The sequence below is a fragment of the Mesorhizobium sp. P2_E10 genome (assembly GCF_056404235.1).
This window is the reverse complement of the sequence record NZ_JBFUEK010000003.1, coordinates 480,893-502,288: the sequence shown is the minus strand read 5'-3', so window position 1 is coordinate 502,288 and position 21,396 is coordinate 480,893. Positions and strand designations below refer to the sequence as shown.

Genomic DNA, 21,396 nt, shown 5'->3' with positions numbered 1-21,396 from the left:
TTTCGCCATGTTGCTCGTTGACGTCTATCTCGACAAATCGTCCATCCAGGGCATCGGTGTGTTTGCCAGGGCCCACATTCCGCGCGGCACGCTGATCTGGAAGCTGGACCCACGATTCGATCGGATCATCGACGTGGAAACTTACGAGAGCGAAAGCGGATCGGTGAAGAGTTATCTCGACCGCTATTCCTACCCCGACCGGCGCGACCCGAACTACATCGTCTTCGAAGCCGACGATGCGCGCTTCATGAACCATGCCGATGAGCCGAATTGCGACGTCTCCTCACCTGAGGAAACATACGCCTTGCGCGACATCGCGCCCGGCGAGGAACTGACCTGCGACTACAATCATTTCTTTGAGACGGGCTTCGACTTTCTCGGCGACCGCCATCTGTCGCCGGAAAACTAGACACGAGTATCAAGGCAACATTCGTACCGCAGGGTTCGGGTGTACTTGGCGTACTCCAGTCTAGAAGCCAGTCAACCGAGACAGAAAGCCGAAGTGGCTGTCTTTGCCACAATGTCCGCGGCTGCTCGCGATCATGCCCTGACACACCACCGCAGAGCTTCAATAGGTCACCGCATTATCGACGCAGCCCTGCACTCCCTGAGCCAGGCGCCGGCCGGCCGATAAACGCTGATCTCAAACACATTCAGTGCGGCCAAGACTTTCAGTGACCTGATTCGGATGGGTTGATTCGATTATGTCGCACGCCCGGGCAAGACCTGAGAAAAGGTTTTGGTCAGCGTATTCGACCCCACGTCGGCAATAATCAGCTGCCTCGATCCCACAGAGCCGCGCCAGCGCCCGGACAAACTCGTCGAGATCAAAAGGCTCTTGGAGAACGACCCCTGCGCCGCTCTTGGAGATGTGGTCTGAAAATCCGCAGACGTTGGTGGCAACGACCGGCAAGCCGTTGACTATGGCTTCGAGGATTACCCCACCCGTGACATCTGCGCGCGCCGGGTGAGCAAGCACATCGGATGCGCTCAAAACAGCCTTGAGACGGGCATCGGACGCATATCCAACGAAATGGACCCTGTGTTCCAAACCGAGCCTGGTGACCGTAGCCCTGTAGGGCCTAAGCTTGGGACTGGAGACTTCGAGACCAGCGACCACCAAATGCGCGTCGTGGGACTTGGCCAGTGCCTCGATCACGCGGTCCAGACCTTTTGTATGCGGCTGTAGGGCCAGCCAGAGCCACACCTTTGCGTCGGGCGGCAGCCCAAGCTCGCTGCGCGATGCCGCGCGCAGATGGGAAGCGCGGGCATCTGGATAAACCCGGTCCCGCGAAACGGTTGGTGGCAGAACAAGAATTCGATCTTTCACTGCAGGGTATGCGCTCTTTGCGGCATCCAGTTGCCGCGAAGACAGGCACAGAACGACAGTCTTTGATCGGGGTCCGAATGCGTTGGCTTCAATACGAAGCAAAGTCTGATAACGCGGAGTAAGCCGTTTCCAGAGTGGCAGATTGGGCCTGTTGAGTATCGGGTCCGCCAGGAACAAAACATCAACTGCAGCCATCATCTGGAACGCTACCGTTTTGTCGAACCCACGCTTGGAGGCCTCCACGAAGTTCTGACCAAACCGCCTCATTCTCTCATGATTTGTGAAGGCGTTGTCATTCATCGAAAGGCAAACGGTTGGAAAAGGTATCGGATTTTTTGCTCGCGCGACGAAGAAGACGGGTTCATGACCTCGTCGAGACAATTCACCCGCAAGGCGCAGTGCCGAATCCTCGAGCCCACCGCGCGGATCAAGCGAAAAAATTCCCAGCGCAATCTTCACGGGCGGCACCAAACCGTTTATTTGCCAAAGCCATATGGTTTTGCAGCGTCGATGTCGGCGCCTGAGAAAGCGCTGTGTGTGGTCGCGCGATGCCCAGAAAACTCTCTGACTATGGTCTGAACGATTTCTTGCATCTTAGGCCTCTCACCCAACGGTATAAGACGCTCCGCTACCGTCTTGTCGATGACAAGTATGTGAAGATGCCTGTCCAGTCGACTGAATTCGCCGATATCGTAAGGTGTATCCGCGGCAAGAACGTCATAGCGACGGTCGCCTTTGAGGATCCTGACTGCCTGGCGCTTCACTTGGCTCTTCTCAGGAAATACGTCGTTCTGGATCAGGTGATCGTGTTCGACAATTCCAGGCTTGAAAAGACGCGCGTCGTTAACGCCGAGGTCGCGAACGCTTACCATGCGAACTATGTTTGCTTGCCTCCCAATCCCTGGACAGGCCGTAACGGCAGCCGGTCCCATGGCACAGCCCTCAACTGGATCTGGCACAACGTCCTGAAGCCGGGAGAGCCGAGCGCCTTCGGCTTTGTTGATGACGACCTCTACGCCATCGCCCCCACCAATCCGTTTGCACCCCTAGACAAGTATCCGTATTACGGCGATGTCCGCGTGGCAGCAGACCGTTGGTTTCTTTGGGCCGGATTTTGTTTCTACCGTTTCGCCAGCGTGAGTGAGCAGCCGCTGGACTTTGGGCTCGATTGGTTCGTCGGGCTCGACACTGGGGGCGCAAACTGGGATGTGCTGTATAAGCACTTGCCACGCGACACGTTGCCAGCACGTCCCGTGGAATGGATTTCCATCCTGCCCGGGGTCGACGATCACCAAGCAGGGATCGAACGGCGAGGTGATTGGATCCATGAAGTCGGATGGACCTGGTCGATAGATCCGGTGCTAAATTATCGCAAACGAAAAGCGGTGCTGGAGTTGCTGGCGCCGCATCTGCCGGCTAATTTTCACCTTCCGTGCGAAAGAATGAGCGACCCGCGTTGGGAGCCTGTAAAGTGATGATGTGGTGAGCAGGTTCAGCGCCGAAGTCGCCGTCGTCTTACCCGTCCGCAATGGCGGCATTTTCCTGGACGCTGCGATTGGCAGCATCCGCGATCAGACATTCAGCGATCTTGAGATAATCGTCGTCGATGACGGTTCGACTGACAATACCGCAGAGATCGTGGCCGTCCATGCCGCTCAAGATGAGCGCGTCACGCTCCTGAAAACATCAGGGCAAGGGATCGTCGACACACTCAATACGGGGCTGGCACACACGATCGCGCCACTTGTCGCCAGGATGGATGCCGATGACGTCGCCGAGGCCAGTCGCATCGATTTGCAGCGCAAAGCGATGATGCGAAAACAGGATTTGGTTGTTCTCGGAAGCTCGGCATGGACGATAGACAGCGATGGCAAGTTGGGCGCGCCCATCGACATGCAGATCGATCCTGACCGCATAAGACACCAGCTGCGCACGCAAAATCCAATTCTGCACCCAACCGCAATGATAAGAAATGCGGCCTTAAGGAAAGTGGGCGGATATCGGGGCGGCTTTCCCTATGCTGAGGACTACGATCTATGGCTGCGGCTTTCCCGTGAAGGTCCGATCGGTTCCCTGCCTGATCGATTAATGCGTTTGCGCAGGCATCGCAACCAGACGTCCAGGCTCCACCGGTTGGACCAGAGGGCGGGGGCGGCATTGGCGAGACTTCGATTCTTCAGTCCCCTTGCCGTTGGGCCGGAGACTGGAGTTGCTGCCACCAATGATCCCTTCACCAGCTATCTGACCGCGCGAGTCAACTCAGGCGTCGCATTCGGCGAAAGTGATTGGAAGGAGATAGCCTTGATTCTTCGCGCGTGTCAGGGACGACGAATGTTGGGCAAGAAGCTCAGGAAAGAGATTATCGCGATGCTCTCGGGCCAACTGTCGGTGGCTTCGCTCCTTGCCTTGCGCGTGAAACTGTTGGCCCGCCAGTGAGCCGTCTTGTCATCGATCTGTCGACCCTGCTGCAATGGCACGGACCCGCGGTCGGCATCACGCGCTGCCAGCAGCAATATGCTCTGTATGCGTATCAAAACATCCCAGGAACGGTATTTTCCGTCTTTGACCCATCGCAGCTCTGCTTGCGCCCAATCTCGCATCACCTTGTCGAATCCGTGATTGAGGGGCGCACGAAGCTCTACCTCGGGATGTCGAAAATCCCTGGGGAAACGAAAGTTCGTTTCGTCGACACGATTCCACAGTCCCTGCGGATGCCTTTCTTTTGGTTGACGAAATTCAGGCGAACGCTCGCGCTCGCGCTTGAAGAGCGCCGCATTGCTGCGGTCTCGCCAATCGTCGCAAGCAGATGGGCGCGACTGCAGGAGCGGATTCTCAGCCCAAAATTGCGTCGAGTCTTTTTCGACGACCGGGGTCAGAGGGTCAACGTCCCCAGTCTCGACCAGTTGGCCGGCCAAGCCCTGCAATTCGGCAAGAACGACGTCACTGTGGCTATCCAGAACGACTGGACGCATACGGCGATTGGGCCGATTCTGGATCAAAGAGATCGAACGGGCTCGCGACATGTTGTCCTGTGTCATGACATCATTCCGATCCGATTTCCGGAATGGTTCGCTCCACATGATGTCGTGGCTTTCCGCCGCTATTTCGACCTGGCGTTCGCTCGTGCCGATCGCTGTGTTTTCACATCCCGAAACACCATGAAAGATGTGGAGCAGCATTGTCTGGCAAACGGTCTCGAAATGCCTGATTGCCGGATCGTCCCGTTGGGGTCAAACCCTTTCATACCGATCACGCAGCCTTCGCCACTCCCAGCAATGCTGCATCCCGAGAGGTTCGCGTTGTTCGTGTCCACGCTGGAACCGCGCAAGAACCATCGCCTCTTGATCCGAGTCTGGCGCCAGCTGATCGAGGACGGAACTATTGGACGCTCCGGGTTCAAGCTGGTTTTTGTCGGCCGCAAGGGCTGGATGATGGACGAGTTGTTCTCCGAACTCGAAGGCGACGCCATGCTGTCGTCGACTGTCATCCATCTGGAGGGCGTCGATGACGCGACACTGAACTCTCTTTATGAAGCCGCTGCTTTTTGCCTCTATCCACCGCTCTACGAGGGTTTTGGACTGCCACCTGTCGAGGCGCTTCAGCATGGCAAGGCACTGATCGCGTCGAATACAGGTCCCATACCGGAAATTGTCGGCGACTTTGCCATCTGCCTTGATCCAAACGATGAGCAGGCCTGGACTCGGCGGCTGCGCGCCTGGCTCACCGGCGACGCCGAACCTCGAAGACTCGCCGCACACACCAAAGCAGTCTTTCAGTCCGTGACCTGGTCGCAGTCGGCTCGGTTATTCTTTGAAGCAGCTTTGTCTTCGACCTCACGACCGCACTGACACACGGCTGCAAATGCTAAGCGCGCCTTTGTCACCGATTAGGACGGATGCTATCTCGCCAAACTCCCTGCTCGATAAGGGTTATGACCCAGAGCCAGGAATTCAAGCCGGACCACATGAAAAAATCCGGGCCATGGAGAGCGAAGGAAGGAGCCAGTGCTCTTGGATAGCGGAGATAAGTCCAGGACGAAAATCGTAGAAAACGCGTGCTCGGCTCAAATCTTCCTTTGCCTTCGCATCAAAACATCGACATAGCGCACGTCAAAAGCCTCCATAATACAACTCGCAAGGGAAAAGGCCGTGGCAAAAAGGACCGCATTGATAACGGGCATCACCGGTCAGGACGGAGCGTATTTAGCCAGGCTACTGCTTGACAAGGGATACCGTGTAGTCGGCTCCATGCGTCGCACGTCGGGGATTGGAACGTGGCGCTTGCAGGAATTGCAGGTTCTTGGTGACATCGAATTCGAGTCGATGGAACTGACCGAGGAATCTAACGTCCGAACGATTCTGGAGAAGGTCAAACCGGATGAAATATACAATCTCGCGGCTCAAAGCTTTGTGGGGGATTCGTTCACGCAGCCCATTTACACAGCCCAGGTTACCGGAATTGGCGCTTTGAGACTGCTGGAAAGCGTCAGGACCGTCCTTCCCACGGCGAAATTTTATCAGGCTTCAAGTTCCGAAATGTTCGGCAAATCGCAACAGGTTCCGCAGACCGAAAAGACCCCCTTTTATCCGCGCAGCCCTTATGGGATCGCCAAGCTTTTCGCGCATTGGGCCGTCGTAAACTATAGAGAGGCGTTTGGACTACATTGCTGCAGCGGCATCCTGTTCAACCATGAATCGCCCTTAAGGGGGAAAGAATTCCTGCCTCGAAAAGTGAGTCTGGGCATGGCAAAATATGCCGTGAGAGGGGAAGGTCCTTTGAGGGTTGGCAACCTTGAGGCAAAGCGGGATTGGGGTCACGCCAAAGACTATGTCGACGCTATGTGGAGAATGCTGCAGTCGACGCCTGCAATGGATTTTGTTGTCGCGACGGGCAGAACGCACACCGTTCGTGAGTTCATCGAAATGGCCGCTGACGCCAGCGGAATCGCCTTGGATTGGAAAGGAACCGGGCACGACGAGTTGGCAATCGACAGAGCAAGCGGAAACATCGTTGTGGCTATCGATCCGACTTTTTATAGACCATCCGAAGTTGACCTGCTTGTCGGGGATCCCTCTCTGGCGAAAGACGTGCTTGACTGGAGGCCATCTGTTCGATTGGAGGATCTGGTCGCCGAGATGGTAGAGGCCGATCTCCGGCGTGTATCTTCAAACGAGATTTCAGGCATCTAGCTCGCCGGCTTTTTGCCCGGCGGATAGCCGTTGGGGTGCGGTGGTATCGCCTTCAGATAGGCTGATATCGCCGCACGATCTTCCGGCGTCAGCTCGGCCATGTTCTTCTGCACATCGACCATGGCGCCACCGACGGAATCGAAATCAGGCGTGAAGCCGGTTTCGAGATAGTTGGCGATGTCGGCCTCCGACCAGTCGCCAATACCGCCCTCGCCCGATGTGATGTTCGGCACGATGCCGCTGCCCTCGGCGGCCGCGGCGCCCGCCAGCCACTGGCTTTTCTTGCTGCCGCCGGTGAAGGCGCGCGGCGTATGGCATTCGCCGCAATGGCCAGGCCCCTCGACTAGATAGCGGCCGGCCATCACCGGATCCGGCGTGCCGTCGGGCAAGGGAACGACCGGCTGGTCACTCAGATAGAGGCGTTTCCAAAGCCCGAGACCGCGACGGATGTTGAAGGGAAAGCTCAAGGCGTGGTCCGGTGCCTTGCCAGCGACCGCCGGAAGCGTCTTCAGGAAGGCATAGAGATCGGCAATGTCTGATGGTTTCATGCGCGCATAGGAGGCGTAGGGAAAGGCCGGGTAAAAATGCTCGCCGGTCGGCGACACGCCCTTCAGCATGGCGTTGGCCAGGTCTTCGACCGACCATGCACCGATGCCGTCCTTGGCATCCTGCGAGATGTTGGGCGGCACGAAGGTGCCGAACGGCGTCTTCAGTTCGAGGCCGCCAACCAGTTGAAGGCGGGCGTCACCCTTCGAGCCCGGCTTCGAATGGCAGGATGTGCAGCCGCCGGCGTTGAAAATGCGCTTGCCCCTGGCGGCATTGCCGGGGCCGAGCTTTGCCACGGTCTCGGCGTCCAGCCTGACCGGCGCCGACAGCACCCAGCCGGCAACCGCGCCGACACCACCCAGAACAAGGGCGGCGCCGACGAATTTTTTCAGCCAGGGCATCGGCTGCGATCAGCCTTTTTTGACCCTGTAGGTTTGATGGCAGGTGCCGCAATCGCTACCGAGGGTGCCGATCTGCGCCTTGAGCGCGTCGACATCCGCAGGCGCCGCAGCGACCGCCGCTTTGACGTCGGCGATGTATTTGTCGTTGGTTGCCTTGAAGCCAGTCATGTCTTCCCAGATCTTCGGCGATGCCGTGGTGTCGCCAGCGTCGCTGCCGGCGGGGAAGAGCGCGTCGACATCGACCTTCTCGGCATTGGCCTGCAGCGCCTGCAATGCGGTGAGCACGGCAGCGGCGTCGAACGGATCCTCACCTTTGACCACTTTCGACAGTCCGCCGACGATCTTTCCACGTTCCTTCATCAGAGCCTGCCGGTCGAGGACCGGATCGGCAAAGGCCGCCGAACCGGCGAGAGCGAGCATAGAGATGGCGAGGACAAGCTTTCTCATTCATTTGGCTCCAATGATGAACAGGGTTTGGGACAGAACGGTAACGGCGACGATGGGCTGAATATTCCCGGATTTGACCTCGAGGCTGCGTGATTTCTGAAATTATCGGTTTTCTGGAATGTCAGCCGTGGACCCGAAAAAAGAAAAGCCCCGGTTGCGCCGGGGCTTTTCAGCAAATCGATCAGGCCTTGGCCTTCTCGTAGAGCTCGAGGACATGGTCCCAGTTGATGAGACTGTCGACGAAGGCTTCGAGATATTTCGGCCGGGCGTTGCGGTAGTCGATGTAATAGGAGTGTTCCCAGACATCGACGCCGAGGATGGGCGACGCGCCATGGACGAGCGGGTTCTCGCCGTTCGGCGTCTTCGAGATGGCCAGCTTGCCGTCCTTGACGGAAACCCAGGCCCAGCCCGAGCCGAACTGGGTGGTGCCGGCGGCAATGAAGTCGGCCTTGAACTTGTCGTAGCCGCCAAGGTCGCTGTCGACGGCCTTTTGCAGGGCGCCCGGCAGTTTGGTGCCGCCGCCGCCCTTCTTCATCCACTTCCAGAAATGGATGTGGTTGTAGTGCTGGGCGGCATTGTTGAAGAGGCCGGCATTCTTGCCAAACGACTGTTTCACCACGTCCTCGACCGAGAGATCGCCGAGGCCCGCTTCGGCGGCCAGCTTGTTGCCGTTGTCGACATAGGCCTTGTGGTGCTTGTCGTGGTGATACTCCAGCGTCTCCTTCGACATGTAAGGCTGCAGGGCCTCGTAGTCGTAAGGCAAGGCGGGCAATTCAAAAGCCATCGGTCATACTCCTCGTGGAAAAAATCCGGTGTCGATACCGGATAAACATAGGTCTGGATTGGTCTGGAACAACTCCGGGATGAAGCGCCGGTTCCCTTTTTAGCGGCTCAGCCGGCGGAAGTCGAATGCGCCCAATCCCAATAAAGTTCGCGCGCCTTCTTGGCCACCGGCCCGGGCTGCAGGTTGCGATCCTCGATGCGGGTGATCGGCACGACTTTCGAATGATTTCCGGTCGAGAAGATTTCGTCCGCTTCGAGGAAATCGCGCACCGACAGCGTCCTTTCGGTGGTCTTGAAGCCGTAGTCGCCAAGCAGCGTCATCGTCCTGGAGCGGGTGATGCCGGACAGGAAGGTGCCGTTCGGCGCCGGCGTCAGCACATGGCTGTCCTTGACCAGGAAAATGTTGGAGCTTCCGGTCTCGGCGACATTGCCCAGCATGTCGAGCACCAGCGCATTGTCGAAGCCGCGCATCTTGGCTTCGAGGATGGCCCGCCCATTGTTGGGATAGAGGCAGCCGGCCTTGGCATTGGTCGGCATGGTTTCGATGGTCGGCCGCCGGAACGGCGACACCGTGACCGAAAAGCCGGTCGGCGAGATCATCGGCGATTCGTAGAGGCACAGGCAGAAACGGGTCGAGGCCGGGTCGGCCGGCACGCCCATATAGCCGCCATGCTCGGCCCAATACATCGGCCTGATATAGACCGCCGTCTTGCCGTCGAATTTCTTCAGCCCGTCCCAAGTCAGCCCGACGATCTTGTCGGGGCTCATTGTCGGCTTGAGGCCAAGGGCGATGGCCGAGGAATTCACCCGCGCGGCGTGGAGCTCGAGGTCGGGTGCCACACCTTCGAACCAGCGGGCGCCGTCGAAGACGCTGGTGCCGAGCCACATGGCATGACTGCGCGGCCCCAAGATCGCGACGTTCCCTTCATACCAGTCGCCATCGACGAAGGTCCATGTCACGGATTGCGCCGCTGCCGCCAGTGTCATTGCTTGGTTCCGTTCCGATCCTGTCTCATCAGGTCATTGGAAGATGCTTTGGCCGGCGCCGTCAACCGGCATGAGCCAGATTTTGTTGAGGCCAGCAGAGCTTAGCTACAATCAGCGCTTGCACCTTGCCTTGCCGCGCCTCAAGACTGTTGCCATGCACCATGCAGCCTATGTTTTCGACGCCTATGGCACGTTGTTCGACGTGCACGCCGCCGTGCGCCGTCACGCCGACCAGATCGGACCGGACGGCCAGTTGCTGTCAGAGATCTGGCGCGCCAAGCAGCTGGAGTATTCCTGGGTGCGGACGCTGATGGGCGCCTATGCCGATTTCTGGCAGCTCACCGAACAGGCGCTCGACTTCGCCTTGCGCAAGGTTCCCTCGGCGGACAAGGGGCTGCGGGCCAAGCTGCTCGAGGCCTATTGGCGGCTCGACTGCTACCCGGAAGTACCGGCCGTGCTCAAGGCGCTCAAGGCTTCGGGCGCCAGGCTGGCGATCCTGTCCAACGGCTCGCCTGAAATGCTGGAAGCGGCGGTCAAATCCGCGGCACTCGACCAGGTTCTGGACGACATCTACTCGGTCGACGCGGTCAGGCGCTTCAAGACCGACCCTGCTGTCTACGAGATGGTGACGACGGGCTGGCGCCTCTATCCGAGTGCGGTGTCGTTCCAGTCGTCCAACCGCTGGGACATTGCCGGCGCCACCAAATTCGGCTTCCGGACGGTCTGGATCAACCGCTCAAACCAGCCCGAGGAATACCGCGATTTTCCGCCGGCCCTGATCCTGCCGTCGCTCGAAGGGCTCTTGACCGGCGGCTGAACACCTGTTGCCGCCCAGCAACAGTGGCAGAGCCGCCACAGCTTTGCCTTTGTTTGCCCACCCTCAGGCCAGAATCGGAACCGCCTATCGCGCCGGGCATTGGTAGGGTTAGCGCCGTACCGGCTAGCGTATTGACGCTTTGTTTCGACTTGAGACTTCATAAAGGCAACCATGTTCACAACCGAAATCGAATCCTATCGTGTGAGCCGTCGCGGCTTTCTCAATGCCGCAGCGCTTGGCGCCGCCTCGATTGCGGTTTCCGCTTGCGCCACGGTGGCGCCGCCGGTCGAACCGCCGCCGCCGGCCTATGAAGAGCCGCCCCTCGGTGACTATGCGACAATGTACGGCCCGATTTCAGACAGCGGCTTCGACCTGCCGGCCATCCCGATCAACAAGATGGACCCGCAGTTCTTGCGCCAGATCGTTCCCGACCCGACCGGCCAGAGGCCCGGCACCATCATCGTCGATACGACGAACCATTTCCTCTATCTGGTGCGCGAAGGTGGCCAGGCCATCCGCTATGGCGTCGGCCTCGGCCGCGCCGGCTTCGAATGGTCAGGAGACGCCGTTGTCCAATGGAAGCAGAAATGGCCGAAATGGACGCCGCCGGACGAGATGGTTGCCCGGCAGCCTGAACTGGAGCAGTACAGCGCCAAGAATGGTGGCATGCCCGGCGGGCTGAAGAACCCGCTCGGCGCACGTGCGCTCTATTTGTTCCAGGGCGATGTCGACACACTCTACCGCCTGCACGGCTCGCCCGAATGGAACTCAATCGGCAAATCCGTCTCGTCGGGCTGCGTGCGCCTGATGAATCAGGACATCATCGATCTGTTCGACCGCGTGCCCTCGAAGTCGCCGGTGATCGTCACCGCCAATGTCGGTCAGGACATGGTTGCGACGGCAAACCGCAGAGCCATTCCGATCGATGCCGGCGTGCCGGAAGGATCCATCCTGCTCGGCCCGGTCAAGGCGATCACCAACTCGATCTTCTGATCTGCCGAAGCGAAGGAGCGGCGGGCTTTCGCCGCTCCGGCTTTCTCAGCGTCCTCTGGACAGGCTCCCCAATATGCCGCGCACGATGGCGCGGCCGACAGACGAGCCGACCGAACGCACCACCGATTTGATCGCGGCTTCGGCCACCGTCTGGCGATTGGACGGCCGCGGCGCCGGCGCCCGCCGGCCGGTGGGCTGCGGCGCCGGATCGTCATTGCCAAAGCCGGGGATGGTCCAGCGCGAGCGGCCGCTGTCTGCCTGCTGCGCCTGTTCTTCGGCGTCCTGGGCATCCTTGGCTTTCTTCTGCAGCATCTCGAAGGCCGATTCGCGATCGATGGTCTCTTCGTATTGTCCCGCGACCGGGCTCTCGGCGATCAGCTTGCGGCGCTCGTCTGAAGTGATCGGGCCAAGCCGCGATGATGGCGGGCGGATCAGCGTTCGCTGCACCATGGACGGCACACCCTTGGTTTCCAGCGTCGAGACCAGCGCCTCGCCGGTGCCGAGCAGAGTGATGGCGGTGGCGCAGTCGAAGTCGGGATTGGGCCGGAAGGTGTCGGCGGCGGTCTTCACCGCCTGCTGCTCACGCGGCGTATAGGCGCGCAGCGCGTGCTGGACGCGATTGCCGAGCTGGGCCAAAACCTTTTCGGGAATATCCAGGGGGTTCTGGGTGACGAAATAGACGCCGACCCCCTTCGAGCGGACCAAGCGAACCACATGCTCGACGCGGTCGATCAGCACCTTCGGCGCTTCGTCGAAAAGCAGATGCGCCTCGTCGAAAAAGAACACCAGCTTCGGCTTGTCGGGGTCGCCGACCTCGGGCAATTCCTCAAACAGCTCCGACATCAGCCAGAGCAGGAAGGTTGCGTAGAGCCTGGGGTTCATCATCAGTCTGTCGGCGGCAAGCACGCTGATGGCGCCGCGGCCGTCACGCGTGGTGCGCATGATGTCGGCGATCCGCAGGGCCGGCTCGCCAAAGAAGTGCGTGGCGCCCTGCTGTTCCAGCACAAGCAGCGTGCGCTGGATGGCGCCGACCGACGGCTTGGTGACATTGCCGTAACGGGAGCTTATCTCCTCGGCGCGGTCGGCGATGTTGGCGAGCAGCGCCTGCAGGTCCTTCATGTCGAGCAGCAGCAGCCCGTCCTCATCGGCGATGCGGAAGGCGATGTTCATGATGCCTTCCTGCGCCTCGGACAGGTTCATCAGCCGAGATAAAAGCAGCGGCCCCATCTCCGAAACGGTGGCGCGGATCGGATGGCCCTGCTCGCCGAACAGGTCCCAGAAGATGACCGGGAATTCCTGGAAATCATAGGGATCGAGCTCGACCTGCGCGGCGCGCTTGACCAGGAAATCCTGGGCTGTGCCCATCATGGCGATGCCGGACAGGTCGCCCTTGATGTCGGCGCAGAACACCGGCACGCCGGCATTGGAGAAGCCCTCCGCCAGAATCTGCAGGGATACGGTCTTGCCGGTGCCGGTGGCGCCGGTGATCAGGCCATGACGATTGCCATATTGCAGCAAAAGCTGTTCGGCGCGCTGATAGCTGTCATCGGGCTTGCGGCTGGCGCCAAGGAAAATGCTGGTGTCGTCAGCCATATGTCGGTCTCCGCAAAGCTGATGGCATCGATGCCCGATCCTTTGAAGGCCCGATCTTTTGAGGGCAAAGCGGCCTCGCCGCAGGTATAGTCAGGCCATTGCGCAGCGACAATGGCCATCGTCGAAATGGCTTTTTGCCGCTTGCGGATTTTGCGCATGTTTGGCAATCGGTTGCTGGTTCGCGGTCAGCATGTTGCATTGTGATATCGAACCGGGGACCGTAGACTGACGTTTCAGGCTGATGCGGCCGACAAAATGAGGAATGTGGATGGGCGCCGGTGCCTTGACCAGGGATGACGACCTTCCGAACGCTGACCGGCAGCGATGGCTGGCATTGGCGGAGAAGGCGCTCGCCGGCGGTTCCTTCGAGGAAAAGCTGGTCTCCCATACCGACGATGGCATCCGCATCGAGCCGCTCTATGATCGTTCGCTGACGGCTGAACCGCTGGTCCGCGTCAATCCGAGATCGCCGTGGATCGTCAGCCAGCGCATCGACGATCCGGATGTCGGGCGTGCCAAAGCCCAGGCGATGGACGACGTCGCACAGGGCGCCACGGGATTGTCGCTGGTCTTCGAAGGGGCGCCGAATGCGTTCGGCTATGGCCTGCCGCGGACGGCGAAGGCGCTGGAAACGGTTCTGGACGGCGTGCCGCTCAACCGCATCCAGGTGCGCATCGACGCGCATCCGTGGAGCCGCGCCGTGGCCGACTGGCTGGTGGCGTTCCTCGGTAAACGCCGCTCCGACCCAGCCAAGCTCAACCTCTCCTTCGGCATCGATCCGGCGGCGATCTTTGCTGGCACCGGCCGGCTGCGCATGTCGATCGAGGCCTTGCAGGCATCGATGCCGCAATCGCTGGCGCATTTCTTCTCGATGGGTGTGCCCGGTGTGCTTCTGGAGGCGGACGGGCGGGTGTTCCACAATGCCGGCGCCACCGAGGCGCAGGAGCTCGGCACCATGCTGGCCTCGGCGGTCTCCTATCTCAGAATGTTCGAGCAGGCGCGCCAGCCGCTTGTCTATGCGGCTCCGCATATCGGCTTTGCGCTGAGCGTCGACCAGGATAAGTTCCTGTCGATGGCCAAGGTCCGGGCGCTGCGCCGGCTGTGGGCGCGGATCCAGGAGACTTGCTCGATCCCCGCCTCGACCGCCAATGTCCACGCCGAAACGTCGTTCCGCATGATGACGATGGCGGATCCGGAGACGAACATCCTGCGCACCGCGATCGCCTGTTTCGCAGCAGCCGCTGGCGGCGCGGATTCGATCTCCATCCTGCCGCACACGATCGCGCATGGCTTGCCGGCCGGCTTTGCCCGCCGCGTCGCGCGCAACGCGCAACTGATCATGGCCAATGAAAGCCATATCGACCATGTCGCCGACCCCGCCTATGGCTCGGGCGCCGTCGAAGCGCTGACTTTGGGCCTCTGCGAAGCCGCCTGGGACGAGTTCCAGAAGATCGAGGCGGAAGGCGGCGTGCTGTCCAGCCTGCAGCAAGGGCATATCCAGAAACGGGTCAAGGCGGCTGCCGCCGGCCGCAACGCCGCCTATCTGGCCGGCGAAAGGGCGATCATCGGCACGACGCTTTATCCGCAGACAAGCGAACGTCCGGTCGAGACATTGGCAGCCGAGCGGCGGCCAGCCTTCACCGAAGGTGTGGCGGTGTGCGAGCCGCTGTTTCCTGTTCGTATCGACCAGTCGATCGGAGCAGCATCTTGATCCCGGATTTCAGCCAGATAGGCTGGGTGCCGCCACGCCGCGCGCCTGTCGAAATCAAGGGCCAGCGGCTGACGCCGGAAGGCCTGATTGCCAAGCATCTGTACAATCAAAGCGACCTCAAGGGGTTGCCGAACCTCGACACCTATCCTGGTATGCCGCCCTTCGTGCGTGGCCCCTATCCGACCATGTATGTCCAGCAACCCTGGACGATCCGGCAATATGCCGGCTTCTCGACAGCCGAAGAATCCAACGCCTTCTACCGGCGCAATCTTGCCGCCGGTCAGAAAGGCCTGTCGGTCGCTTTCGATCTCGCCACGCATCGCGGCTATGACAGCGACCATCCGCGCGTGGCCGGCGATGTCGGCATGGCAGGCGTCGCCATCGATTCCATCCTCGATATGCGCCAGCTGTTCGACGGCATCCCGCTCGACGAGATGACGGTGTCGATGACCATGAACGGCGCGGTGCTGCCGATCATGGCGCTCTACATCGTGGCGGCGGAAGAACAAGGCGTTGCGCAGAAGGATCTGGCCGGAACCATTCAGAACGACATTCTGAAAGAGTTCATGGTGCGCAACACCTACATCTATCCGCCGAAGCCTTCGATGCGGATCGTCTCCGACATCTTCTCCTACACGTCGAAGCACATGCCGAAGTTCAATTCGATTTCGATCTCCGGCTATCACATGCAGGAAGCAGGCGCGACGGCCGACCTCGAGCTCGCCTACACGATAGCCGACGGCATCGAATATGCTCGCGCCGGCGTCGCCGCCGGCCTCGACATCGATCGCTTCGCACCGCGGCTGTCCTTCTTCTGGGCGATCGGCATGAACTTCTTCATGGAAGTCGCCAAGCTGAGGGCAGCGCGCCTTTTGTGGTCGAGCCTGATGAAGAAGAATTTCGCGCCGAAGGACGAGCGCTCGCTGTCGCTGCGCACCCATTGTCAGACTTCGGGCTGGTCGCTGACGGCGCAGGACCCGTACAACAACATCATCCGCACCATGATCGAGGCGATGGCCGCGACGCAAGGCCATACGCAGTCGCTGCATACCAATTCCTTCGACGAGGCGATGGCGCTGCCGACCGACCATTCGGCCCGCATCGCCCGCAACACCCAGCTCATCCTGCAAAAGGAATCCGGCACCACGCGCATTGTCGACCCGTGGGGCGGCTCGGCCTATCTCGAACGGCTGACGCATGATCTGGCGGCGCGCGCGCTTGCCCATATCGAGGAGGTCGAGAGCCTCGGCGGCATGGCCGCTGCGATCGAAAAGGGCATACCGAAGCTGCGCATCGAAGAGGCGGCCGCGCGTACGCAGGCGCGCATCGATTCCGGCGAGCAGATGCTGGTCGGCGTCAACGCGCATCGTCCCGAGACCGATATAGACGTCGATGTGCTGAAGATCGACAATGCCGAAGTCAGGGCGCGGCAATTGTCGAAGCTGCAACGGCTGAAGGGCACACGCGATGTCGCCGCTGCCGAGAGCGCACTTGATGCCCTGACCCGCGCCGCGGAGAGCGGCGACAATCTGCTGGAGTTCGCCATCCGCGCCGCGCGCGCCAACGCCACCGTCGGCGAAATCTCGCTGGCGCTGGAAAAGGTTTTTGGCCGCCATGTCGCCTCGGTGCAGACGATTTCCGGCGTCTACCGCAACGCGCTCGGCGACAACCCGGTGGTCGACCGGCTGCAGGAAAAGATCGAGGCCTTCGAGAAGAAAAACGGCGGCAAGCCGCGCATCCTCGTCGCCAAGATGGGACAGGATGGCCATGATCGCGGCCAGAAGGTCATCGCCACCGCCTTTGCCGATCTCGGCTTCGACGTCACCGTCGGCGCAATGTTCCAGACGCCGGAAGAGATCGCAAAGCTCGCGGTCCAACATGACGTGCATATCATCGGGGCTTCATCGCTGGCAGCGGGGCACCTGACGCTCATTCCCGAACTGCGCGACGCGCTGAAGAAGCTCGGCCGCGAAGACATGCTGATCGTCGCCGGCGGCGTCATCCCGCCACAGGATTACGACGCGGTGCTGCAGGCGGGTGCGGCGGAAATCTTCCCGCCGGGCACGGTCATCCCGGAAGCGGCGGACCGGCTGATGGACCGGCTGCTGGCTGGCGGTTAGAGGCGCCAATCGGCGCACCAGAGGTGAAAGCTCTAGCTATCCGAGAGCTTCACGATTTCCCATTCCTTGCCGTTGACGCTCGCCACGTCGCCGACCTTCTTGCCGTACAAGGCCAAGGCCATGGGCGAGACATGGGAAATGCTGCCCTTGGCAGGGTCTGCCTCGTCCTCGCCGACGATCCTCCAATGCACCTTCCTGTCGTCATCGCCTTGCAGCGTGACACCCATGCCAAAGCGCACCAGATCGCTGCCGGGCTCCGGCACGGACAGCTCGGCGCTCTCACGCCGTGCGGTCCAGTAGCGCAGGTCGCGCGACACCAGCGCGATGCGCTCGCGCTCGGCTTTCTTCTCTGCCTTGGCCAGTTCGTCGCGCAGACTAGCCAGTTCCTGCTCGATCTGCGCCAGGCCGTGTTCCGTCACCAGATTGCGGTGCTGGCTGACCGGCCGCTCGCCGATACCGGCAATGGCGTTTTCGCTGTCTTCCTCGCGGGTGAAAGCTCTGCTCATGCATCGAATTTAGGCGCGTCGCTGCGACTGCACAAGCCATTGCCGGCAAGCCGACCTCAGGGCCCGCGGCGCCTGGCACGAATCCTGCGATATCACGACCGGACGCCAGGATTCTGTGCCGATGTTGAACAGACGAACGCTGCTGACGCAGACCGCCGGCTTTGCCGTGATCGGCCTCTCGCTCGGCAAGGCAGCCGCTGCCAGCCTGCCCGGCATCGAGAAGGCCTCGATGCGCGGTTCCATCAACGCGACCGATCTCGGCGTGCAGCCCGGCACGCTTGACGATCAGAGCAAGGCCTTCGCCAAGCTGTTGCGGGATGCCAGCGAGCGCGACATGCCGGTGTTCCTGCCGCCGGGCGCCTATGTCGTGTCCAACCTCACCTTGCCCGCCCGCGTCAGGCTCTCCGGCGTGCCCGGCGCCTCGCGCATCGTCTATGGCGGCGACGGCCATTTGCTGATGACCGAACAGGCTGAACACATCGAACTCACCGGGCTGGTGTTCGATGGCGCCAACCGCTGGATGGCCGACTACGTGCAAGGCCTGCTCGATTTGCGCCACATCGCCCACCTCGTCGTCGACAATTGCCGGATCACCGGCAGCGGCAAGCACGGACTGGCGCTCAAGCACGCGTCGGGCCGCGTCGAGCGTTCGGAGATTTCGGGTGCTGCCGACGCCGGCATCTACTCCGTCGAGGCCGGCGGACTGGAAATCACAGGCAACACCGTATCCGATTGCGACAATGGCGGCATCCTCGTGCATCGCTGGCAAGTGGCTGAAGACGGCACCATCGTCAGCGGCAACCGCGTCCAGCGCATTGGCGCCCGCAGCGGCGGAACCGGCCAGAACGGCAATGGCATCAATGCCTTCCGCGCCGGCAACGTCTCGATCTCGGGCAACATCGTCTCCGACTGCGCGTTCTCGGCGATCCGCGCCAACAGTTCCAGCAATTTGCAGGTCACCGGCAACACCTGCTCGCGGTCGGGCGAAACGGCGCTCTATTCCGAATTTGCCTTCGAAGGCGCGATCCTCAGCAACAACATCGTCGACGGCGCTGCCAACGGCATCTCGATCGTCAATTTCAACGAAGGCGGCCGCATGAGCGTGTGCTCGAACAACATCGTGCGCAACCTCTCGACGTCAGGCCCCTACCCTGCCGACGCGCCCGGCTTCGGCGTCGGCATCAGCGTCGAGGCCGACACCACTGTCTCAGGCAATGTCATCGAGAACGCACCGCTCTACGGCATGCAGATCGGCTGGGGCGCGTATATGCGCAATGTGGTGGCGACCGGGAACATCATCCGCAAGGTGGGAATCGGCATCGCCGTCACCGTCGTCGAAGGCGCCGGGACGGCAGTCATTTCCGACAATGTCATCGACGGCGCGAAAAACGGCGCCATCATCGGCCAGCGCTGGGCCGAGCCGGTGACCGGCGATCTCGCCTCGCTAGGCAATGCGGGATACGCGCATCTCACTGTCGAGCGCAACCACGTCAGCTAGAATTCGGGTGAGGCCGGCCTGCAAATGGTGGCTCCCTCCGCTCCGGTACTCACGTACCAAAGTACGCTCCGTTCCGGTTCTCGGAACCCACCATTTTCGGCTCGGCCTGACCCGAATTTTCACCGAGAGGCGTGTATTCGTCAGCTGAGCGCAGCCGTCGGCCGTAGCGCGCCGACCTTGGCGCCGATCCGGCTTGCGATGGCTGGATTTGCCTGTTCGGTCAATGTCGCGGCGAGAGCCGCGTCGGTCCGTAGCAGCTTGGCCAGCACGGCGGCGATCATGACCTCGGCGGCGCGGCCGGCGCCGTCATCGCATTTGAGCGCGATGCCGAGGCCGAGCTCGGGAAGTGCTGCGCAATAGACGCCTTCGGCGCCGGTCTTGACGAAGATACGGCCGGGCGCGGCCTGCATCAGCGCGACATCCGCCTTGCCGGTGCCGGCGACGAGGAACGGCTCGGCCATGCAGGCCGACAGCAGCCGCTTCGCCGCTTTGGCGCGCTCGGGCGCGAAGCCCCTGCCCGTCGCCATGCGGGCAAAGCCGAAGGCAAAACTGCGCAGCGGCACGGCGTAGGTCGGGATCGAACAGCCGTCGATCGCCCAATCCTCGGCACCATGGCTCGCGCCGGTCACCGCTTGCATGGCATCGCGCACCATCTCCTGCTGCGCATGGCCCGCCTTGACGTAGCCGCGATGGGCAATGCCGGCGTGGACGCAGGTGCAGAGGAAACCCGAATGCTTGCCGGAGCAGTTGTTGTGCAGCGGGTTCGGCACGCGGCCGGTGCGGGCCAACGCAATCTCCGCGTCGTGGCTCGATGGCCAGTGCGCGCCACACTCCAGGGCGGTCTCATCGAGGCCGGCCTTGGCCAGCATCGCACGCGCCAGTTCGACATGCGCCGGCTCGCCGGAATGCGAGGCGCAGGCCAGCGCCAGCTCGCGGTCGCCGAAGCCATAGGCATCGGCGGTGCCACTTTCGACCAACGGCAGCGCCTGGATCGCCTTGACCGCCGAGCGCGGGAACACCGGGCGCGTCGTGTCGCCGATCTCCAGGAACGGCTTGCCGTCGGCATCGAAGACCGCGACGGCGCCGCGATGGCCGCTCTCGACGATCGCGCCGCGCAAGACCTCGACCAGAACCGGATTTGTCATGTCACCTCCCGTAAATGCGGGCGGTTTATCTGATCCGGTCGAGAATGGAAACGTAGTTGGCGACCGCGGCACCGCCCATGTTGAAGATGCCGCCGAGTTTTGCGCCCGGCACCTGGATGCCGCCGGCCTCGCCGACAAGCTGCATGGCGGTCAGCACATGCATGGAGACACCGGTGGCGCCGATCGGGTGGCCCTTGGCCTTCAGCCCGCCGGAGGGATTGACCGGCAGCCGGCCGTCCTTCGCGGTCTCACCGCTCATGGCCAGCTTCGCCCCCTCGCCCGGTTTGGCCAGACCCATCGCCTCATATTCGATCAGCTCGGCGATGGTGAAACAATCATGCGTCTCGACGAAGGACAAATCGTCGAGCGTGACGCCGGCCTGCTTCAGCGCCTGGTTCCACGCCTGCTCGCAGCCTTCGAAGGTCAGGATGTCGCGCTTCGACATTGGCAGGAAATCCTGCACATGCTGGTTGGCGCGGAAGGCAACGGCACGACGCATCTTCAGCGCGGTTGCGGTGTCGGCAAGGATCAAGGCCGCGGCGCCGTCCGAGACCAGCGAGCAGTCGGTGCGCTTCAAGGGACCGGCAACGAAGGGGTTTTTTTCGCTTTCCTGGCGGCAGAACTCATAGCCGAAATCCTTGCGCATCTGCGCATAGGGATTGTCGACGCCGTTCTTGTGGTTCTTGGCGGCGATCATGGCAAGCGCATCCGACTGGTCGCCGTAGCGCTGGAAATAGGCTTGCGCGATCTTGCCGAAGACGCCGGCAAAGCCAGCCGGCGTGTCGCCGTCCTCGGGCAGATAGGAGGCCTTGAGCAGGTTCTTGCCGATCTCGGGGCCGGGCGTCGTCGTCATCTGCTCGGCGCCGACCACCAGCACGATGCGAGCGGCATTGGCATCGATGGCGCGGATGCCTTGCCTGACCGCCGCCGAGCCGGTGGCACAGGCGTTCTCCACCCGCGTCGCCGGCTTGAAGCGCAGCCGGTCGTCGGCCTGGAGAACCAGGCTTGCGGTGAAATCCTGGGCGGAAAAGCCGGCGTTGAAGTGGCCGAGCACGATCTCGTCGACCTCGTCCGGGCCGATGCCGGCATGGTCGAGCGCGTCCGTTGCCACCTTGACGATCAGGCTCTCCAGCGTCTCGCCTTCGAGCTTGCCGAAGCGCGAATGCGCCCAGCCGACGATGCATGCTGTCATCTCAACCTCCATCCTCGACGCCAGCCTAGCACGTCCTGCGGCGCCTGCGCTTCGAATATTGTTCAATCGTGAACCGTTTTCCTCGCCGCGTGAAGAGCCAGAAACGCCTGTCGTTGGGCCACCTGATCTTCGCCTCGA

The 21,396-nt window shown here is 61.4% G+C and carries 20 protein-coding genes; 10 read left to right on the top strand and 10 right to left on the bottom strand.

Going from position 1 to position 21,396, the window contains the following annotated elements:
* The first annotated feature begins 7 nt into the window (after positions 1 to 7).
* The gene (locus AC1D0N_RS11285; protein WP_378978788.1) at positions 8 to 409 is read left to right on the top strand and encodes an SET domain-containing protein; all 402 of its coding nucleotides are present in this window, start codon (positions 8 to 10) and stop codon (positions 407 to 409) included.
* A gap of 234 nt (positions 410 to 643) precedes the next feature.
* Here AC1D0N_RS11285 and AC1D0N_RS11280 read toward each other — a convergent pair whose 3' ends face one another.
* Positions 644 to 1,789, bottom strand: coding sequence for a glycosyltransferase family 4 protein (locus AC1D0N_RS11280; protein WP_477243746.1), 1,146 nt, complete (start codon positions 1,787 to 1,789; stop codon positions 644 to 646).
* Positions 1,790 to 1,983: 194 nt separating this feature from the next.
* Here AC1D0N_RS11280 and AC1D0N_RS11275 point away from each other — a divergent pair, with 194 nt between their 5' ends.
* The 4 genes from AC1D0N_RS11275 to gmd all read left to right on the top strand — a co-directional run bounded on the left by AC1D0N_RS11275 (position 1,984) and on the right by gmd (position 6,519).
* Positions 1,984 to 2,805, top strand: coding sequence for a hypothetical protein (locus AC1D0N_RS11275; protein WP_477243744.1), 822 nt, complete (start codon positions 1,984 to 1,986; stop codon positions 2,803 to 2,805).
* A gap of 7 nt (positions 2,806 to 2,812) precedes the next feature.
* Entirely contained in the window at positions 2,813 to 3,766 is a 954-nt protein-coding gene (locus tag AC1D0N_RS11270) for a glycosyltransferase family 2 protein (RefSeq protein WP_477243742.1), read from the top strand.
* Positions 3,763 to 5,178: a glycosyltransferase family 4 protein gene (locus AC1D0N_RS11265; RefSeq protein WP_477243741.1), complete on the top strand. Its 1,416-nt coding sequence runs from the start codon at positions 3,763 to 3,765 to the stop codon at positions 5,176 to 5,178. The genes AC1D0N_RS11270 and AC1D0N_RS11265 overlap by 4 nt, the downstream gene beginning before the upstream one ends.
* Before the next feature lie 300 nt (positions 5,179 to 5,478).
* Positions 5,479 to 6,519, top strand: a complete 1,041-nt coding sequence (gene gmd / locus AC1D0N_RS11260; protein ID WP_477243739.1) for a GDP-mannose 4,6-dehydratase — start codon at positions 5,479 to 5,481, stop codon at positions 6,517 to 6,519.
* Here gmd and AC1D0N_RS11255 read toward each other — a convergent pair.
* The 4 genes from AC1D0N_RS11255 to AC1D0N_RS11240 all read right to left on the bottom strand — a co-directional run bounded on the left by AC1D0N_RS11255 (position 6,516) and on the right by AC1D0N_RS11240 (position 9,683).
* Positions 6,516 to 7,466: a cytochrome c gene (locus tag AC1D0N_RS11255; RefSeq protein WP_477243737.1), complete on the bottom strand. Its 951-nt coding sequence runs from the start codon at positions 7,464 to 7,466 to the stop codon at positions 6,516 to 6,518. The genes gmd and AC1D0N_RS11255 overlap by 4 nt on opposite strands.
* Before the next feature lie 9 nt (positions 7,467 to 7,475).
* Entirely contained in the window at positions 7,476 to 7,913 is a 438-nt protein-coding gene (locus tag AC1D0N_RS11250; RefSeq protein WP_477243735.1) for a c-type cytochrome, read from the bottom strand.
* Positions 7,914 to 8,094: 181 nt separating this feature from the next.
* Complete coding sequence (locus AC1D0N_RS11245; protein WP_477243733.1) at positions 8,095 to 8,697, bottom strand: superoxide dismutase; 603 nt, start codon at positions 8,695 to 8,697, stop codon at positions 8,095 to 8,097.
* Positions 8,698 to 8,804: 107 nt separating this feature from the next.
* The gene (locus tag AC1D0N_RS11240) at positions 8,805 to 9,683 is read right to left on the bottom strand and encodes a branched-chain amino acid aminotransferase (protein ID WP_477243731.1); all 879 of its coding nucleotides are present in this window, start codon (positions 9,681 to 9,683) and stop codon (positions 8,805 to 8,807) included.
* Positions 9,684 to 9,837: 154 nt separating this feature from the next.
* Between AC1D0N_RS11240 and AC1D0N_RS11235 the strand changes: the two genes are divergently transcribed.
* Positions 9,838 to 10,500, top strand: coding sequence for a haloacid dehalogenase type II (locus AC1D0N_RS11235; RefSeq protein ID WP_477244030.1), 663 nt, complete (start codon positions 9,838 to 9,840; stop codon positions 10,498 to 10,500).
* Between the two features lie 171 nt (positions 10,501 to 10,671).
* Positions 10,672 to 11,493 carry a L,D-transpeptidase gene (locus tag AC1D0N_RS11230; RefSeq protein ID WP_477243729.1) on the top strand — a complete coding sequence of 274 codons (822 nt, stop codon included), beginning with the start codon at positions 10,672 to 10,674 and terminating at the stop codon, positions 11,491 to 11,493.
* A gap of 45 nt (positions 11,494 to 11,538) precedes the next feature.
* Here AC1D0N_RS11230 and AC1D0N_RS11225 read toward each other — a convergent pair whose 3' ends face one another.
* Both AC1D0N_RS11225 and AC1D0N_RS11220 read right to left on the bottom strand, forming a co-directional pair.
* The gene (locus tag AC1D0N_RS11225; protein ID WP_477243727.1) at positions 11,539 to 13,086 is read right to left on the bottom strand and encodes a helicase HerA-like C-terminal domain-containing protein; all 1,548 of its coding nucleotides are present in this window, start codon (positions 13,084 to 13,086) and stop codon (positions 11,539 to 11,541) included.
* A complete protein-coding gene (locus AC1D0N_RS11220) occupies positions 12,981 to 13,244 on the bottom strand; it encodes a hypothetical protein (RefSeq protein ID WP_477243725.1) in 264 nt (87 codons plus the stop codon). The genes AC1D0N_RS11225 and AC1D0N_RS11220 overlap by 106 nt, the downstream gene beginning before the upstream one ends.
* A 110-nt stretch (positions 13,245 to 13,354) precedes the next feature.
* Here AC1D0N_RS11220 and AC1D0N_RS11215 point away from each other — a divergent pair, with 110 nt between their 5' ends.
* On the top strand, positions 13,355 to 14,797 hold the full coding sequence (locus tag AC1D0N_RS11215; protein WP_477243723.1) for a methylmalonyl-CoA mutase subunit beta: 1,443 nt from the start codon (positions 13,355 to 13,357) through the stop codon (positions 14,795 to 14,797).
* Positions 14,794 to 16,917, top strand: coding sequence for a methylmalonyl-CoA mutase (gene scpA, locus AC1D0N_RS11210; protein ID WP_477243721.1), 2,124 nt, complete (start codon positions 14,794 to 14,796; stop codon positions 16,915 to 16,917). Before AC1D0N_RS11215 ends, scpA begins: the two co-directional genes overlap by 4 nt.
* Positions 16,918 to 16,949: 32 nt before the next feature.
* Here the strand turns inward: scpA and greA are convergent, their stop codons facing one another.
* A complete protein-coding gene (greA, locus tag AC1D0N_RS11205; protein WP_477243719.1) occupies positions 16,950 to 17,423 on the bottom strand; it encodes a transcription elongation factor GreA in 474 nt (157 codons plus the stop codon).
* Between the two features lie 121 nt (positions 17,424 to 17,544).
* Between greA and AC1D0N_RS11200 the strand changes: the two genes are divergently transcribed.
* On the top strand, positions 17,545 to 18,921 hold the full coding sequence (locus AC1D0N_RS11200) for a TIGR03808 family TAT-translocated repetitive protein (protein ID WP_477243718.1): 1,377 nt from the start codon (positions 17,545 to 17,547) through the stop codon (positions 18,919 to 18,921).
* A 140-nt stretch (positions 18,922 to 19,061) separates the two neighbouring features.
* Here the strand turns inward: AC1D0N_RS11200 and AC1D0N_RS11195 are convergent, their stop codons facing one another.
* The gene (locus AC1D0N_RS11195) at positions 19,062 to 20,066 is read right to left on the bottom strand and encodes an asparaginase (RefSeq protein WP_477243716.1); all 1,005 of its coding nucleotides are present in this window, start codon (positions 20,064 to 20,066) and stop codon (positions 19,062 to 19,064) included.
* Positions 20,067 to 20,091: 25 nt separating this feature from the next.
* Positions 20,092 to 21,258: an acetyl-CoA acetyltransferase gene (locus AC1D0N_RS11190; protein WP_477243714.1), complete on the bottom strand. Its 1,167-nt coding sequence runs from the start codon at positions 21,256 to 21,258 to the stop codon at positions 20,092 to 20,094.
* Between the last annotated feature and the right edge of the window lie 138 nt (positions 21,259 to 21,396).

What these genes read in the sequence shown, in the direction of transcription:
- AC1D0N_RS11285 (WP_378978788.1), top strand. Translation starts at nt 8, where the DNA reads ATGTTGCTCGTTGACGTCTATCTCGACAAATCGTCCATCCAGGGCATC.
- AC1D0N_RS11255 (WP_477243737.1), bottom strand. Translation starts at nt 7,466, where the DNA reads ATGCCCTGGCTGAAAAAATTCGTCGGCGCCGCCCTTGTTCTGGGTGGT.
- AC1D0N_RS11250 (WP_477243735.1), bottom strand. Translation starts at nt 7,913, where the DNA reads ATGAGAAAGCTTGTCCTCGCCATCTCTATGCTCGCTCTCGCCGGTTCG.
- AC1D0N_RS11245 (WP_477243733.1), bottom strand. Translation starts at nt 8,697, where the DNA reads ATGGCTTTTGAATTGCCCGCCTTGCCTTACGACTACGAGGCCCTGCAG.
- AC1D0N_RS11240 (WP_477243731.1), bottom strand. Translation starts at nt 9,683, where the DNA reads ATGACACTGGCGGCAGCGGCGCAATCCGTGACATGGACCTTCGTCGAT.
- AC1D0N_RS11235 (WP_477244030.1), top strand. Translation starts at nt 9,838, where the DNA reads ATGCACCATGCAGCCTATGTTTTCGACGCCTATGGCACGTTGTTCGAC.
- AC1D0N_RS11230 (WP_477243729.1), top strand. Translation starts at nt 10,672, where the DNA reads ATGTTCACAACCGAAATCGAATCCTATCGTGTGAGCCGTCGCGGCTTT.
- AC1D0N_RS11225 (WP_477243727.1), bottom strand. Translation starts at nt 13,086, where the DNA reads ATGGCTGACGACACCAGCATTTTCCTTGGCGCCAGCCGCAAGCCCGAT.
- AC1D0N_RS11220 (WP_477243725.1), bottom strand. Translation starts at nt 13,244, where the DNA reads ATGCGCAAAATCCGCAAGCGGCAAAAAGCCATTTCGACGATGGCCATT.
- AC1D0N_RS11215 (WP_477243723.1), top strand. Translation starts at nt 13,355, where the DNA reads ATGGGCGCCGGTGCCTTGACCAGGGATGACGACCTTCCGAACGCTGAC.
- greA (WP_477243719.1), bottom strand. Translation starts at nt 17,423, where the DNA reads ATGAGCAGAGCTTTCACCCGCGAGGAAGACAGCGAAAACGCCATTGCC.
- AC1D0N_RS11200 (WP_477243718.1), top strand. Translation starts at nt 17,545, where the DNA reads ATGTTGAACAGACGAACGCTGCTGACGCAGACCGCCGGCTTTGCCGTG.
- AC1D0N_RS11195 (WP_477243716.1), bottom strand. Translation starts at nt 20,066, where the DNA reads ATGACAAATCCGGTTCTGGTCGAGGTCTTGCGCGGCGCGATCGTCGAG.
- AC1D0N_RS11190 (WP_477243714.1), bottom strand. Translation starts at nt 21,258, where the DNA reads ATGACAGCATGCATCGTCGGCTGGGCGCATTCGCGCTTCGGCAAGCTC.